This window comes from Arthrobacter sp. PsM3 (assembly GCF_030433895.1).
In the GTDB taxonomy this organism is placed as follows: Bacteria; Actinomycetota; Actinomycetes; order Actinomycetales; family Micrococcaceae; genus Arthrobacter.
In genome coordinates this window covers 72,487-85,833 of record NZ_JARUXE010000021.1, presented here as the reverse complement: position 1 = coordinate 85,833, position 13,347 = coordinate 72,487, and the positions used below count along the sequence as shown (strand labels likewise).

Annotated in this window: 13 protein-coding genes and 1 tRNA gene; 11 read left to right on the top strand and 3 right to left on the bottom strand. The window is 65.6% G+C overall.

The window, feature by feature from the left end; translation table 11 throughout:
* Positions 1–128 precede the first annotated feature (128 nt).
* Positions 129–536: a hypothetical protein gene (locus QCD75_RS12700; RefSeq protein WP_301229097.1), complete on the bottom strand. Its 408-nt coding sequence runs from the start codon at positions 534–536 to the stop codon at positions 129–131.
* A gap of 284 nt (positions 537–820) precedes the next feature.
* Positions 821–2,044, bottom strand: a complete 1,224-nt coding sequence (locus QCD75_RS12695; RefSeq protein WP_301229096.1) for a multidrug effflux MFS transporter — start codon at positions 2,042–2,044, stop codon at positions 821–823.
* Positions 2,045–2,228: 184 nt separating this feature from the next.
* On the opposite strand from QCD75_RS12695, the gene QCD75_RS12690 reads away from it, so the two are divergent.
* The 6 genes from QCD75_RS12690 (at position 2,229) to QCD75_RS12665 (ending at position 7,641) form a co-directional block, all read left to right on the top strand.
* Complete coding sequence (locus QCD75_RS12690; RefSeq protein WP_301229094.1) at positions 2,229–3,131, top strand: phage holin family protein; 903 nt, start codon at positions 2,229–2,231, stop codon at positions 3,129–3,131.
* A 55-nt stretch (positions 3,132–3,186) separates the two neighbouring features.
* Positions 3,187–3,822 (top strand): CDP-alcohol phosphatidyltransferase family protein, encoded by a 636-nt coding sequence (locus QCD75_RS12685; protein WP_301229092.1) that lies wholly within the window; start codon positions 3,187–3,189, stop codon positions 3,820–3,822.
* Positions 3,822–4,727 (top strand): DMT family transporter, encoded by a 906-nt coding sequence (locus QCD75_RS12680; protein WP_301229090.1) that lies wholly within the window; start codon positions 3,822–3,824, stop codon positions 4,725–4,727. The genes QCD75_RS12685 and QCD75_RS12680 overlap by 1 nt, the downstream gene beginning before the upstream one ends.
* 94 nt (positions 4,728–4,821) lie before the next feature.
* Entirely contained in the window at positions 4,822–6,018 is a 1,197-nt protein-coding gene (locus QCD75_RS12675; RefSeq protein WP_301229088.1) for a glycosyltransferase, read from the top strand.
* Between the two features lie 82 nt (positions 6,019–6,100).
* Positions 6,101–6,174 (top strand) — tRNA-Ile (locus tag QCD75_RS12670).
* A 276-nt stretch (positions 6,175–6,450) separates the two neighbouring features.
* Positions 6,451–7,641 carry an acyl-CoA dehydrogenase family protein gene (locus QCD75_RS12665; RefSeq protein ID WP_301229086.1) on the top strand — a complete coding sequence of 397 codons (1,191 nt, stop codon included), beginning with the start codon at positions 6,451–6,453 and terminating at the stop codon, positions 7,639–7,641.
* A gap of 97 nt (positions 7,642–7,738) precedes the next feature.
* On the opposite strand, the gene QCD75_RS12660 is transcribed toward QCD75_RS12665, so the two are convergent.
* Positions 7,739–8,335, bottom strand: coding sequence for a peptidoglycan DD-metalloendopeptidase family protein (locus QCD75_RS12660; protein WP_441005482.1), 597 nt, complete (start codon positions 8,333–8,335; stop codon positions 7,739–7,741).
* A 524-nt stretch (positions 8,336–8,859) separates the two neighbouring features.
* Between QCD75_RS12660 and rpsB the strand changes: the two genes are divergently transcribed.
* The 5 genes from rpsB to QCD75_RS12635 all read left to right on the top strand — a co-directional run bounded on the left by rpsB (position 8,860) and on the right by QCD75_RS12635 (position 13,298).
* Positions 8,860–9,780, top strand: coding sequence for a 30S ribosomal protein S2 (gene rpsB, locus QCD75_RS12655; protein WP_301229084.1), 921 nt, complete (start codon positions 8,860–8,862; stop codon positions 9,778–9,780).
* Positions 9,781–9,938: 158 nt separating this feature from the next.
* Positions 9,939–10,775: a translation elongation factor Ts gene (tsf, locus tag QCD75_RS12650; protein ID WP_226761266.1), complete on the top strand. Its 837-nt coding sequence runs from the start codon at positions 9,939–9,941 to the stop codon at positions 10,773–10,775.
* A 186-nt stretch (positions 10,776–10,961) separates the two neighbouring features.
* Positions 10,962–11,699 (top strand): UMP kinase, encoded by a 738-nt coding sequence (gene pyrH / locus QCD75_RS12645; RefSeq protein WP_069951116.1) that lies wholly within the window; start codon positions 10,962–10,964, stop codon positions 11,697–11,699.
* Between the two features lie 121 nt (positions 11,700–11,820).
* Positions 11,821–12,378 carry a ribosome recycling factor gene (frr, locus tag QCD75_RS12640; protein WP_069951117.1) on the top strand — a complete coding sequence of 186 codons (558 nt, stop codon included), beginning with the start codon at positions 11,821–11,823 and terminating at the stop codon, positions 12,376–12,378.
* Entirely contained in the window at positions 12,378–13,298 is a 921-nt protein-coding gene (locus QCD75_RS12635) for a phosphatidate cytidylyltransferase (protein ID WP_301229080.1), read from the top strand. The genes frr and QCD75_RS12635 overlap by 1 nt, the downstream gene beginning before the upstream one ends.
* Positions 13,299–13,347 lie beyond the last annotated feature (49 nt).

The window sequence follows — 13,347 nt, the reverse complement described above, 5'->3', positions numbered from 1 at the left end:
AGAGCATTCGACTGTTAATCGAAGGGTTGCTGGTTCAAGTCCAGCAGGAGGAGCGGACAGGTCCCGCGGCCGGTGCTAAACCGGCTGCGGGACCTTTTTTGTGCCCTCTTACGGCGTCTTTTTCCTGCTCAGACGAAGTACATCTCCACCTGCAGGAACCGCTCGGCCTCCGCCACCGCCGCCTGGAAGGCCTCACTCTCGGTGGGGGACTTACGGGGTTCGCGGGGGTGCCACTCGTGCGGGGCGGAGTGGACCTGGGTGAAGCCGCCGCCGGGCGGGGCGTAGAAGATCCCGAAGCGCTGCACGGGCCACTCGGGTGAGGTCTCGGGGGCGACCAGGAGCGCCGAGTCGAAGGCCGGGTTGTACCACTGCGCGATCGGGCGCCGGCGGTCCTCGGTAAACAGCCCGGCCGCGAACAGCGCCGCCGACTGCTGGCTAGTCTGGCTGCACAGGCGGTCCCACCACAGTGGCAGGATTCCGGTGTCGTACCGCTGCCACGTGGCCGGTCTGGGTGGGTGGTCCTGCCAGTGGGGCACATCTCTAACTTTATCGCCCGGCGTCGGACGGGAACAGGGCCGGTGGCCAGCTGCGCGCCCGTTCCCCGGGTGAGGGGGACATGCCCCGCGTTCGGGTTGGCGCGTGGACATAGTGTCAATATGCCCATTCGTGGCCCCGAAGACCGGACATGTCCTCCGGGTGGGCCGTGCGCTGTCCCGGCCTGCCAGGGGACATGCCCCGCGCCCGGGCTGGCGCGCGGACATAGCGCCCTTATGCCCACATCTGGCCGCGAAGACTGGGCATGCCCTCGGGGGGAAGCGGGCTACTGGATTGCCGGGACCGTGCGGGGCCTGACGACCAGCCAAAGGGCGGCGGCAGCCAGGAAAATACACGCGGCCTGGACTGCTCCCATCGGGGTGGCGGAAGTGACTCCCAACCAGCCCACGACCGGGGAGATGAGCCCGGCCATCAGGAACGTGGCGGCACCGAGCAGGGAGGCGGCGGTGCCGGCCTGCGCGCCGTGCTTGGCCAGGGCCAGCACCTGGACGCACGGGAACGTGAAGCCCGCGCCGAGGATGTAGAACCACAGCGGGACCATCACGCCCCACAGCCCGAAGCCCAGCTGGTCGAAAATCACGATCAGCACGGCCATGAGGAACATCCACGCCGTGGAGCAGGCCAGGATCCACTGCGGCGGGACCTTCCGGATGAGCCGTGAGCTGGTCTGCACCCCCGCGACAATGCCCAGGGAATTCACGCCGAAGAGGAGGCCGTACTGCTGCGGGCTGAAGCCGTAGACATCCTGGAACAGGAACGGCGACGCGGAAAGGTAGGTGAACAGCCCGCCGAAGTTCATCCCGCCCACCAGCAGCAGGCCAACGAAGATCCGGTCCGCGAACAGGACACCGTAGCGCTGGCGGGCGGTCATGCCAGTTCTTCCACGAAGTTCGCGGGGGAGCGTCTCGCGCACCACAAACACCGCGGCGATGAGGACACACATCCCGTAGCCGGCCAGGAAGAAGAAGATCCCCGGCCACGGCATGAACAGCAGCAGCTGTGAACCGATGACGGGGGCGAGGATCGGCGCCAGGCCGTTCACCAGGGCCATCCGGGAGAACATCCGCACCATGGCGAAGCCGCTGAACAGGTCCCGCACCATCGCCATGGCCACCACACCGCCTCCCGCCGCACCGACTCCCATCAGCACCCGGAAGAAGCCCAGCGTCGAGATGTCGGTCGACAGGGCCGCGCCCAGGGAGGCCATGATGTGCACCGCCGTTGCCAGGATCAGCGGCAGCCGGCGGCCGAACTTGTCACTGAGCGGGCCCACCACCAACTGGCCCAAGGCAAAGCCGATCGTGGTGCCGGTCAGCGTCAGCTGAACGGCTGCCTCCGAGACGCCCAGGCTTTCTTCCAGCGCCGGGAAGGCTGGAAGATACAGGTCCACGGTGAACGGTCCCAGGGCGGTCAGCGCGCCCAACATCAGAATGTAGAGGAGCCTGCGGCGGCGGGTCAGGGAATCGCCGGGATTGGTGGGTGTAGTCACAGTGCCCAATCCTAGGGCTCACGACAAGCCTTCCGGGTGTGCGGCAGGGGGCGCGCCACAGCCCGCCCCCGCGCCCCGGCACGGAGCCTGAATGGTAGTTTTGACACCGGGGTGTGCGTGAAGCTGCGCAGACCGGCAATCCCGCGTACGCGGAATCACAGACGTAACCAGTTAGGCGGGACCGATGAGCGGACGTCACAGCGGCGGCACAGGCGGAGGGCTGCGCATTTCCGCGCTGCCCAGAACCTTGAAACTGATCTCCAAACTGGCCCCGCGGCAGCTCAACGACGAGATTGCCCTCGCCAAAGTCGAGATCAAGCGCAAGGGCATCCAGGTCGGCGTCGCCGCAGCCTTTCTCGCCGTCGCACTTGTCTTCGTATCCTTCCTGGTCATCGGCCTCATCGTCGCAGCGATCATGGGCCTCGCCACGATCATGCCCGCCTGGCTCGCGGCCCTGCTGGTCTGTGGAGTGTTCCTGCTGATCGCTGCGATCGTCGGGCTGGTGGGCGTCGGCAAGTTCAAGAAGGCCATGCCGCTGGTTCCGGAAGACACCATCCGCGGCCTCAAGTACGACCTCGGCATCGCCAAGGAGGGCTCGGCTTTCGATCCTGCCGTGCTGGACCCTGACTCGGAGCAGTACAAGGCCGCCAAGGCCGCCAAAGCGGCGGCCGCCGCCAAGGCCAAAGCCGAAAAGGAAGCCAAGATGGCCGCCGAGCCGGACTTCGGTCCGCCGCCCAGCGAAGCGGAACTTCGACGCCGGCTGGACCAGCGCCGTACCCACCTCACCGGCGTTCGCGATGAACTCAACGAGGAACTCGACGTCAAGTCCCAGGCGCAGGCCCTGCTGGCCGCGGCCCAGGTCAAGCTGCAGGACGGCAAAGAACAGCTCAGCGGAAAGGTCGCCGCTTTCCGGTCCGCCGCCGCAGAACGCACATCGAAACGGCCCGCGAAGGCCTCGGGCACCGCTGCGGACAGCGCCGGCGCAGGCGCGGCGGGCCAACTGGGCCAGCGGTGGAAACCGCTCGTCGCCCTGACCGCCTCAGCTGCAGCCCTCGTGTTCCTGCTGCGCAAACTGCTCCAGGGCTAGGCAGCCCGCTGAACTGCGACGCCCGAACGTTGCTGGCCACGGAAAGGGGGACTGGATGAAGTTCATTGGCGCTGGTTCCCGGCCCGGTCGGGCCCAGATCCACCACGACAGGGTCTTCACCATCCCCAACGTGGTGACAGTGGTGCGGTTCCTCGGCGTCCCGCTCTTCATCTGGCTCGTCCTCGGGCAGCAGGAATACGGTTACGCCGCCCTCGTGCTGGCCATTATGGGCAGCACCGACTGGGTGGACGGCTACTTCGCCCGCCGGTTCGACCAGATGTCCAACCTTGGGCGGGTCATGGATCCCATCGCGGACCGGCTCGCGCTGATCGCGGTTGCCGTGACGCTCGTGATCGCCGGCGTCGTGGAGTGGTGGTACCTCGTGGCACTGCTCGTCCCGGATGCCATCCTCCTCGCCCTGTCGCTCTACTACTTCCACGGCCACCCCGACCTGCCGGTAAGCACGGTCGGCAAGATCCGGACCGCACTCCTCTTGGTCGGCACCCCGCTGCTCGTGCTCTCGAAGCTTCCGGTGCCCGGCGCCGAGGTCTACTTAGTGGCCGCCTGGATCTTCCTCGGTCTCGGGCTGGTGGGACACTGGATCGCCGGCTACAACTACTTCTGGGCCATCATCCGCAAAGGCAAGATGCTCAAGGCCGCCAAGCTCGACGCCGAAGGCGGCACGCGCTGATGGTGTGGTTCGCCGTCATGCTTGCTGTGCTGGGCGCGTTCTGCCTCGCTTTCGGCGCCCAGCGCCAGGGCAGCGCGGTCAAGGCCGACACCGGGGGACTCGCGCTCAGCAGCCACGGGATGCTCCGCCTGATCCGCAGCCCCCGCTGGGTCTTCGGCCTCCTGCTGCTGTGTGCGGGCATGGCGATGAACGCCGTCGCCCTCGTCATGGCGCCACTCACTGTAGTCCAGCCGATCGGGGCGATCGCCCTCGTCATCACCACCATCGTCAACACCAAGGACCAGGGGCTGACCATGAACCGGGCCACGGTCGTGGCGATTTCCGCCTGCGTCACAGGTTCGGCGCTGTTTGTAGTGCTGGCGGTCACCGTGACCCAGGAGACCCACAAGGTCAGCTCCGCCGATGAGCTGACCATCGTGCTGCTGCTGGCCTTGGCGGTCGGGCTTTTCGGAACACTCGCCCTGATGTTCAAGCACCGGATGAGCGCCTTCATCTACATCCTCGGCGCGGGCATCCTGTTCGGCTTTGTCGCCGTCCTGACCCGGATCATTGGCAAGCATCTGCTGGATCCGAACGGACTGGGAGTGCTGAATGTGCCGTGGTATTCGGTGGTCGCCATCATCGCCGCGGGCGGTCTCGGCTCGTGGTTCGTGCAGAACGCCTACTCCGGGGGCCCGCCGGACCTTGTGATCGCCGGACTGACGGTGATCGACCCGATGGTCGGCATCGCGATCGGCATCACCATCCTCGGTGAGCTGCGCCCCGATGTCCACGCCGTGACGGCGATTGCGATGGGGGCGGCCGGATCGCTTGCTATCGTGGGAGTGATCGCTTTGTCCAGGCACCATCCCGAAGTCACCAAGCGCAGGAAAGACGCTCGGAAGGCCGCAGGCCGGGTGTCCTAGGGCAATCCAGACCTCAGCAGTAGGCCCGGCACGCCTGCACCGACGGCCATCACCGTCCCAGCTGCCCGCACCGTGACCACCAGGAGCTCTCCACGTGACCATGCCCGACAACCAGCATCCGATGACCATTCTGATTGCCGCGGACACTTATCCGCCCCACGTCAACGGCGCTGCCATGTTCAGCTACCGCCTGGCCAAGGGCATGAAGGCGCGCGGACACGATGTTCACGTTCTCGCCTGCCGCCCGGACAAGGGCAAGAGCTACACCGAATTCAGCGACGAGGGCACTGTCCACCGGATCCGCTCGCACTCAGTTCCCACCCACGAATACTTCCGGATCACCTTCCCCTGGGAGATCAAGAAGGAAATCAGCCTCCTCTTCGACCGCGTCAAGCCCGACGTCGTGCACATCCAGAGCCACTACATGATCGGGGAGCACGTCCTCTACGAGGCCGTCAAGCGTGGCATCCGGATTGTGGCGACCAACCACTTCATGCCTGAGAACCTGAACCCGTTCCTGCCCTTCCCGCAGTGGTTCAAGGACATCGTGGGTCGCATCTCCTGGAAGGACATGGGCAAGGTCATGGGCCAGGCCGACGTCATCACCACCCCCACGCCGCTGGCGGCGACGGCAATGCACCAGCATGCCTTCCTCCGCAAGGTCCTGCCGCTTTCCAACGGCATCGACTCCGCGGCCTACGAACTTAAGCCCGGCGAAGAGCTGGAGCGCCACTCAAGCCCCACCGTTCTGTTCGTCGGCCGGCTGGCCGAGGAAAAACACATCGACGTCCTGATCGACGCTGTCGCCAAGACGCCCAAGGAGCTGGACATCCATCTGGAGGTCGTTGGCGGCGGAGAAGTGCGCCCTGCCCTCGAGGCGCAGGTGGCCCGGCTCGGTTTGCAGGACCGGGTCAAGTTCCTGGGACTGGCCAGCGACGCCGACCTCCGCAAGGCCTACATCGCGGCGGACCTGTTCTGCATGCCCGGCACGGCCGAACTTCAGTCCCTCGTGACGCTCGAAGCGATGTCGGCCTCCACACCGGTGCTTCTCGCGGACGCCATGGCCCTGCCGCACCTGGTGCGCGACGGGGAGAACGGCTACTTGTTCACGCCCAATGACAGCGACGACCTTGCAGCCAAGATGGTCCGCGTGCTGTCGCTCCCCGCGGACGAGCTGGAGGCCATGGGCAAGGCGAGCCGGGGGATCGTGGAGAACCACAGCATCGAACGCACCCTGCAGGCCTTCGAGGATCTCTACCGCGGCGCGAGCTACGACGACCTCGTTGTCTGAATAGGGCCACTACTATTGTTAGAGTGATTTTCGCCCGGAAACCATCCGGCCCATTGAGGGCCTGAGCGGTTTCCGGGCCCACGGGGCTATAGCTCAGCTGGTTAGAGCGCGGGACTCATAATCCTAAGGTCCTCGGTTCAAGTCCGAGTAGCCCTACTGTTCTGCGGGATCCTGTCCGGGACCCGCAGCCGAGGGAGCCGCGGCCGACGTTTCGACGCCGGCCGCGGCTCCTTTGCGTTATCGCACCTGATCCTGTTCATCCTGCGCCTGTTGCCCCGGCCCAGCCCGTGCCCGGTTCCGGAGCGGCCCTCCAGCGTTCGATTCATCACTTGCGGTGTTCGCGCGAACTGCGATAAGTTACTGATGAGTAACATCCCGCCGCGCGACGCCCGCGTCATTGTGGCCACTGCTGATCACACGTGAAGGAACACCATGTCCAAAGCTGACATCGACATCAACAACCTCCCGTACGCCGATGGCGACTTCTTTGCCTTCGAGCAACTGCTCAGCGCCAAGGAGCAGGACCGGCTTGCGGAGGTCCGCGAGTTCCTGGCCCGTGAGGTCAAGCCGATTGCTGTCGACTGCTGGAACCGCGCCGAGTTCCCGATGGACCTGATCCCGAAGCTCGCCGAGATCGACCTGGTCAGTCCGGTCAAGAGGCAGGGCTACTCCAACCTCTTCGCGGGAATCATGCATGCCGAGGCAACCCGCGCCGACACCTCCATCGCCACCTTCCTGGGCGTCCATGACGGACTCTTCACGGGCTCCATCGAAGCACTCGCCTCCGAGGAACAGCAGGAAGCGTGGCTTCCGGACATCTACTCGCTCAAGAAGATCGGCGCCTTCGGCCTCACCGAACCCCTGGGCGGGTCCGACGTCGCCGGCGGCACCCGCACGACGGCACGCCGTGAGGGGGGCAGCTGGATCCTCAACGGCGCCAAGCGCTGGATCGGCAATGCCACCTTCTCCGACTGGGTTGTCATCTTCGCCCGCGACCTCGCTGACAACCAGGTCAAGGGCTTCCTTGTGGACACCAAGACTGAGGGCTACAGCGCCACCAGGATCGAGAACAAGATCTCGCTGCGCACGGTGCAGAACGCCGACATCACCCTCGAGAACGTCGTGGTCCCGGATTTCTTCAAGCTCGCACACGCCAACAGCTTCCGCGACACGAACAAGGTCCTCAAGGTCACCCGACTGTCCGTCGCCTGGCAGGCCGTCGGCCAGCAGCTTGCCGCCTTCGACGTCGCCCGCCGCTATGCCGTGGAACGCCACCAGTTCGGACGTCCGATCGCCTCCTTCCAGCTGGTGCAGCACCAGCTCGTACAGATCCTTGGCAACGCGGTCAGCTCGATGGGCATGATGGTCCGGCTCTCGCAGCTGGAGGATTTGGGCCAGGCCAAGGACGAGCAGTCCGCCCTGGCCAAGGCCTTCACCACGGCCCGTATGCGCGAGAGCGTCGCCCTGGGCCGCAGCATCCTCGGCGGCAACGGGATTGTGACGGACTACGAGATGGCTAAGATTTTCTCGGATGCCGAAGCCATTTACTCCTACGAGGGCACCCACGAGATCAACACCCTCGTCACCGGCCGGTCCATCACGGGAATCTCCGCGATCGTCTAGGAAGTGGCCCCACGGCGCATGGCGGCCCCAAGACGCCCGGCGCCGGGCGGCCGGCAGCACTGCCCGCGGCCCTTCATCCTGGTTTGCCCTCCGCGCCCTACCCGGGTGCGGGATCCCGGGGCGGAAGCAGGACGGAGGGCCGCAGGTCCGTCACGAAGGCCAGTGGATTGAGGTAGGCCTTTCCGCGGCGAACGCCCCAGTGGACGCAGGGGACCGGTCCGCAGTGGCCGGGCTGGATCCACCCCAGGACATCCCCGGCCGCGACGGCCGCTCCCGCGGCGAGGTCGCTGCGCACCGCCTCGAAGCTGCTCCGCAGTCCGTTGCCGTGGTCAACAGTGATGACCGGACGGTCCGCCACCACGCCGACAAAGCTCACGGTGCCTGCGGCGGGCGAGGCGACCGGGGCGCCGTTGTACCCCGCCCGGAGGTCGACGCCGCGGTGGCCGCTTAGCCACGGCTTGGCCGGCGGATCAAAGGCGCGCACCACGGCCGGCCTGGGATCCAGCGGCCAGATCCATGAGCCGGCCGCCCCTCCGGGTCCAGGGGCTGTGCCATTCGCCATGCCGAACGCTGCCCCCGTCTCGGGACCGGTGGCCGCGCCGGTCGTCAGGGTGAGGCCGGCGGGCGCCCCCGCGGGTGCGAACGCCAGGACCAATGCGGCAACAAGGGCGGAGGCGGAAGCCGGAGTCTTCATGGACCCAGCCTGCCGCTCCCGCCGGATCGTGCGTAAGCATCCATCCGGTCTATGTGGATAGAGGTCGAGGGCCCCGCCTTTGCCAGCCTCCGCACTACGGCACCAATCCGGCACCAAACCGGCACCAGGAACGCCCGCACGGACGCCCGGAAAGCCGCGGTGGACCCCACCGGCAGCCCCCGGAAACCGTCCAATCCGGCACCGGCCCTGTAGTACACTTGATGGAGCAGTTTGCTGTGCCCTCACGCTTGATCAAAGTACTTGTCTAAGCCGGCACGCCTCATTCAGGGGTGCGGGGGAGCAGCGGCTGACTACGCGTATCCAGCCCTCCTCATTCGAAGCTTGAACTCTTCAGGGTGCGGAGGACTGCGCCTCTTTCGGTCCGGGCCCATGGTCCGGAGAAGAAGCGCAGTGGATGCCAGGAGCACCGCCCGCCTGGGCGTTGCTAATTAACCGTCAACTATTGGCAGGGTAAGACAGCCCATGGGCTGTCTCATGAATGACCTGCCGGAAGGAGCGCCGGCATGCCCGTCGTAACTATGCGCCAGCTGCTTGACAGCGGCGTCCACTTTGGACACCAGACCCGCCGTTGGAACCCGAAGATGAAGCGATTCATCTTCACGGAGCGCAACGGCATCTACATCATTGACCTTCAGCAGTCGCTGTCCTACATCGACCGCGCCTACGAGTTCGTGAAGGCCACCGTTGCACACGGCGGCACCGTGCTCTTCGTCGGCACCAAGAAGCAGGCGCAGGAATCCATCGCCGAGCAGGCCACCCGCGTTGGCCAGCCGTACGTCAACCAGCGTTGGCTCGGCGGTATGCTGACCAACTTCCAGACGGTCTCCAAGCGCATCCAGCGCATGAAGGAACTCGAAGAGATTGACTTCGACGACGTCGCCGGATCCGCGTACACGAAGAAGGAACTGCTGCTCCTTCGCCGCGAACTCACCAAGCTGGAAACCAACCTCGGTGGTATCCGCAACCTGACCAAGGCGCCCTCTGCGCTGTGGATCGTTGACACCAAGAAGGAACACCTTGCTGTTGACGAAGCCAAGAAGCTGAACATCCCGGTTGTGGCCATCCTGGACACCAACTGCGATCCGGACGAAGTCGACTTCCCGATCCCGGGCAACGACGACGCCATCCGCTCCGTCAACCTGCTGACCCGCGTTGTTGCTGACGCCGTTGCTGAGGGCCTCATCGCCCGCAACCAGCGCGCCACGGGCACCACGGAAGCCCCGGAAGAGCCGCTTGCCGAGTGGGAGCGCGAGCTCCTCGAAGGCAGCAAGACCGAAGAAGCTGCTGCCGCCCCGGCCGCAGAAGCCGCTCCGGCCGCTGAAGCTGCTCCGGCTGCCGAAGAAGCGCCCGCCGCTGCAGAGGAAGCCCCGGCAGCTGCCGAGGCTACCCCGGCTGCTGACGACGCCGCCGGCGAAGCAAAGTAGCCAGACCAAAGTCTGCTTTTCTCAGCTGACAAATAGATCCGGATCTCCCCACCTGCTCAACGCAGCGTAGGGAAACTGACAGGATGGCCGCTCACCGGGTGAGCTGCCGTCCTGTCAGTCCGTACACCACATAAAATTTTCTAGACAGAGGGGTTCACATGGCGAACTACACTGCCGCTGATATCAAGGCTCTGCGCGAGCGCACGGGCGCCGGCATGATGGATGTCAAGAAGGCTCTTGACGAAGCCAACGGTGACGCCGAGAAGGCCATCGAAATCATCCGCATCAAGGGCCTCAAGGGCGCCACCAAGCGCGAGGGCCGCTCCACCGCGGAAGGCCTGGTTGCTGCCAAGGTCGCCGGCGGCGTTGGCGTGATGATTGAAGTCAACTGCGAGACCGACTTCGTTGCGAAGGCTGACAAGTTCATCCAGCTCGCCGACAAGGTCCTGGCCGTTGCAGTCGAGTCCGGCGCTGCCGATCTCGAAACCCTGCTCGCCACCGAGGTCGACGGCAAGCCGCTGTCCGAGGTCGTCGTCGAAGAGGGCGCAGTGCTCGGCGAGAAGGTTGTTGTCCGCCGCATCGCCCGCCTCGAAGCCGCCACGGTCGACGCTTACCTGCACAAGACCTCCAAGGATCTCCCGGCCCAGGTCGGCGTCCTGTTCGCTGTTGACGGCGAAGGCGAAGCAGCTGCCACCGCAGCCCACGACGTCGCCGTCCACATCGCCGCGATGTCCCCGAACTACCTCTCCCGCGAGGATGTTCCGGCCGACCTCGTCGAGTCCGAGCGTCGCATCGCCGAGGAAACTGCCAAGGCTGAAGGCAAGCCCGAAGCAGCAATGACCAAGATTGTGGAAGGCCGTGTCACGGGCTTCTACAAGGGCGAGGTTCTCCTCGACCAGGCATTCGCCAAGGATGCCAAGAAGTCTGTCGCGCAGGTCCTCTCCGAGGCCGGCGTCAAGGGCACCGCATTCGCGCGTTTCCGCGTCGGTTCCTAGTCAGGCACCGGTCTGACAGTAGTCGGACACGCTGAGGGGGTGGTCACTGCGGTGGCCGCCCCTTTTGCATGCACACAGGGTCTGCCCCGGGACACCCGTCCCGGGGCAGACCCGGGTCCGGGCGGAATGACGCCTTTGGTCCCCGGCACGATAACCTAGCTCAGAGTTCACCAACGGGAAGGCACCATGGAAACCGTCACCACTTCAGCCCAGCCAAAGAAGAGCCGGCGCCGAGTTCTGTTGAAGCTCTCGGGCGAAGTCTTCGGCGGCGGGAAGCTGGGCGTCGACCCGGATACCGTCCGCGGCGTGGCCAAGCAGATCGCCGCAGCAGTCCCCGACGTCGAAGTTGCGATCGTCGTCGGCGGCGGAAACTTCTTCCGCGGCGCCGAACTGTCGCAGAGCGGCATGGACCGTTCCCGCGCCGACTACATGGGCATGCTCGGCACGGTCATGAACTGCCTGGCCCTCCAGGACTTCCTGGAACAGGCCGGCGTCGAAACCCGCGTCCAGAGTGCCATCACCATGGGCCAGGTCGCCGAGGCGTACATTCCGCGCCGCGCCATCCGCCACATGGAAAAGGGCCGCGTCGTCATCTTCGGCGCCGGCGCCGGGCTGCCGTACTTCTCCACGGACACCGTGGCCGCGCAGCGGGCCATGGAGGTCCACGCGGACGTTGTCTTGATGGCCAAGAGCGGGGTCGACGGCGTCTACACCGCCGACCCGAAGCTGGATCCCACCGCCGAGAAGCTGCACCACCTCAGTTACGACGAGGCCCTCCGCCGCGACATCCGCGTGATGGACCAGACCGCCATGACCATGTGCAAGGACAACAATCTCACCATGGTGGTATTCGGCATGGAAGGCGAAGGCAACGTCACCCGGGCCATCCTGGGGGAAGACCTGGGCACCGTCGTCACCCCCTAGCAGCGGCTAGGATGTTTTCAGGACAGTTCCGCGCCCCGAAACCGGGGTATCCAGGCGGAACTCAAGCATGACCGTGCAGCACCACGCCAGCGGCGGGTGCACCAATTTCTGAGGAGAGATCGTGATCGAAGAAACCTTGCTCGAAGCCGGGGACAAGATGGATAAGGCGGTTGAAGTAGCCAAGGAAGACTTCGCCTCGATCCGTACCGGCCGCGCCACCCCGGGCCTCTACAACAAGGTCCTGGTGGACTACTACGGTTCCCCGACGCCGCTGCAGCAGCTGGCCTCCTTCGCCGTTCCGGACGCCCGCACCATCCTTATCACGCCCTTCGACAAGACCGCCCTGCGCGATATCGAACGCGCCCTGAGCGATTCCGAGGTGGGAGCCAACCCCTCCAACGACGGCAACGTCATCCGGATCACCATCCCGGACCTCACGCAGGAGCGCCGCAAGGAGTACGTCAAGATCGTCAAGGCCAAGGGCGAGGACGCCAAGGTGTCCATCCGCAACATCCGCCGCAAAGCCAAGGAAACCCTGGACAAGCTGGTCAAGGACGGCGAAGCGGGCGAGGACGAGGGCAGCCGTGGCGAAAAGGAACTGGACGCCATGACCAAGGCCCACGTCGACGGGATCGACGAGCTGCTCAAGCGCAAGGAAGCCGAGCTGCTCGAGGTCTGATGGAGCAGGAACAGGGGGACCCCGCAGCAGACGTCCGGTTGCGGGGGAAACAACGGAAGAACCCGACGCCCAAGGCCGGCAGGAACCTTCCCGCCGCCACGGCGGTGGGGCTGGGCATGCTCATTTTCGTCCTGGGCGGACTGCTGCTCCTTCCGCTGGGCTTTGTGCTGATCGTCACCGCTTTCGGGGTCTTCGGCGTCTGGGAATTCTTCCGGGCACTGGAAACCTCGGGGACCAGGCTGCCCATCATCCCGGTCATGACCGGCACCGTAGCGATGCCCACCGCCGCCTACTTCGGCGGTCTCGAAAGCCTCCTGTTTGCGATCATGCTCAGCAGCGTCGCGGTGCTGATCTGGCGGTCCCTGGAGGGCGCGGCCGGCTCCGCGCGGAGTATTTTCGCCGGCGTCTTCACGCTGGCCTGGATTCCGTTCTTTATCAGCTTCGCGGTGCTGCCGCTGCACACCGCTGTGGGCCAGACGCCGGTCGGGCTGTGGCCCGACGGCGTGGTCCCCCCGGGAGCGTGGGAGATCGCCACCCTGCTGCTGCTGGTGGTCGCCAATGACACCTTTGGATACCTCGTCGGCGCGTCGCTCGGCAAGCACCCGATGGCGCCGAAGATCAGCCCTAAAAAGAGCTGGGAAGGCTTCGCCGGTTCCATTGCCGGAGCGACCGTGATCGGCGTGCTCGCCGCCATCTTCGTGCTGGACAAGCCCTGGTGGGTCGGGGTGGCGCTGGCCGTGGGCATGGTCGCAGCAGCCACCGCCGGGGACCTTTCCGAATCCATGGTGAAGCGCGAACTCGGCATCAAGGACATGAGCAGCATCCTGCCCGGCCACGGCGGGGTCATGGACCGGCTGGACTCGATCGTCTTTGCCTCCCCGGTGGCTTTTATTCTCTACTCGATCTTCGCCGGCGTCTGAGGCGGCTCCTGTCCCACCTTCCGGCCCCTAGAATGGTGCCGGACAAACC

What these genes read in the sequence shown, in the direction of transcription:
- QCD75_RS12690 (WP_301229094.1), top strand. Translation starts at nt 2,229, where the DNA reads ATGAGCGGACGTCACAGCGGCGGCACAGGCGGAGGGCTGCGCATTTCC.
- QCD75_RS12685 (WP_301229092.1), top strand. Translation starts at nt 3,187, where the DNA reads ATGAAGTTCATTGGCGCTGGTTCCCGGCCCGGTCGGGCCCAGATCCAC.
- QCD75_RS12680 (WP_301229090.1), top strand. Translation starts at nt 3,822, where the DNA reads ATGGTGTGGTTCGCCGTCATGCTTGCTGTGCTGGGCGCGTTCTGCCTC.
- QCD75_RS12665 (WP_301229086.1), top strand. Translation starts at nt 6,451, where the DNA reads ATGTCCAAAGCTGACATCGACATCAACAACCTCCCGTACGCCGATGGC.
- QCD75_RS12660 (WP_441005482.1), bottom strand. Translation starts at nt 8,335, where the DNA reads ATGAAGACTCCGGCTTCCGCCTCCGCCCTTGTTGCCGCATTGGTCCTG.
- rpsB (WP_301229084.1), top strand. Translation starts at nt 8,860, where the DNA reads ATGCCCGTCGTAACTATGCGCCAGCTGCTTGACAGCGGCGTCCACTTT.
- tsf (WP_226761266.1), top strand. Translation starts at nt 9,939, where the DNA reads ATGGCGAACTACACTGCCGCTGATATCAAGGCTCTGCGCGAGCGCACG.
- pyrH (WP_069951116.1), top strand. Translation starts at nt 10,962, where the DNA reads ATGGAAACCGTCACCACTTCAGCCCAGCCAAAGAAGAGCCGGCGCCGA.
- QCD75_RS12635 (WP_301229080.1), top strand. Translation starts at nt 12,378, where the DNA reads ATGGAGCAGGAACAGGGGGACCCCGCAGCAGACGTCCGGTTGCGGGGG.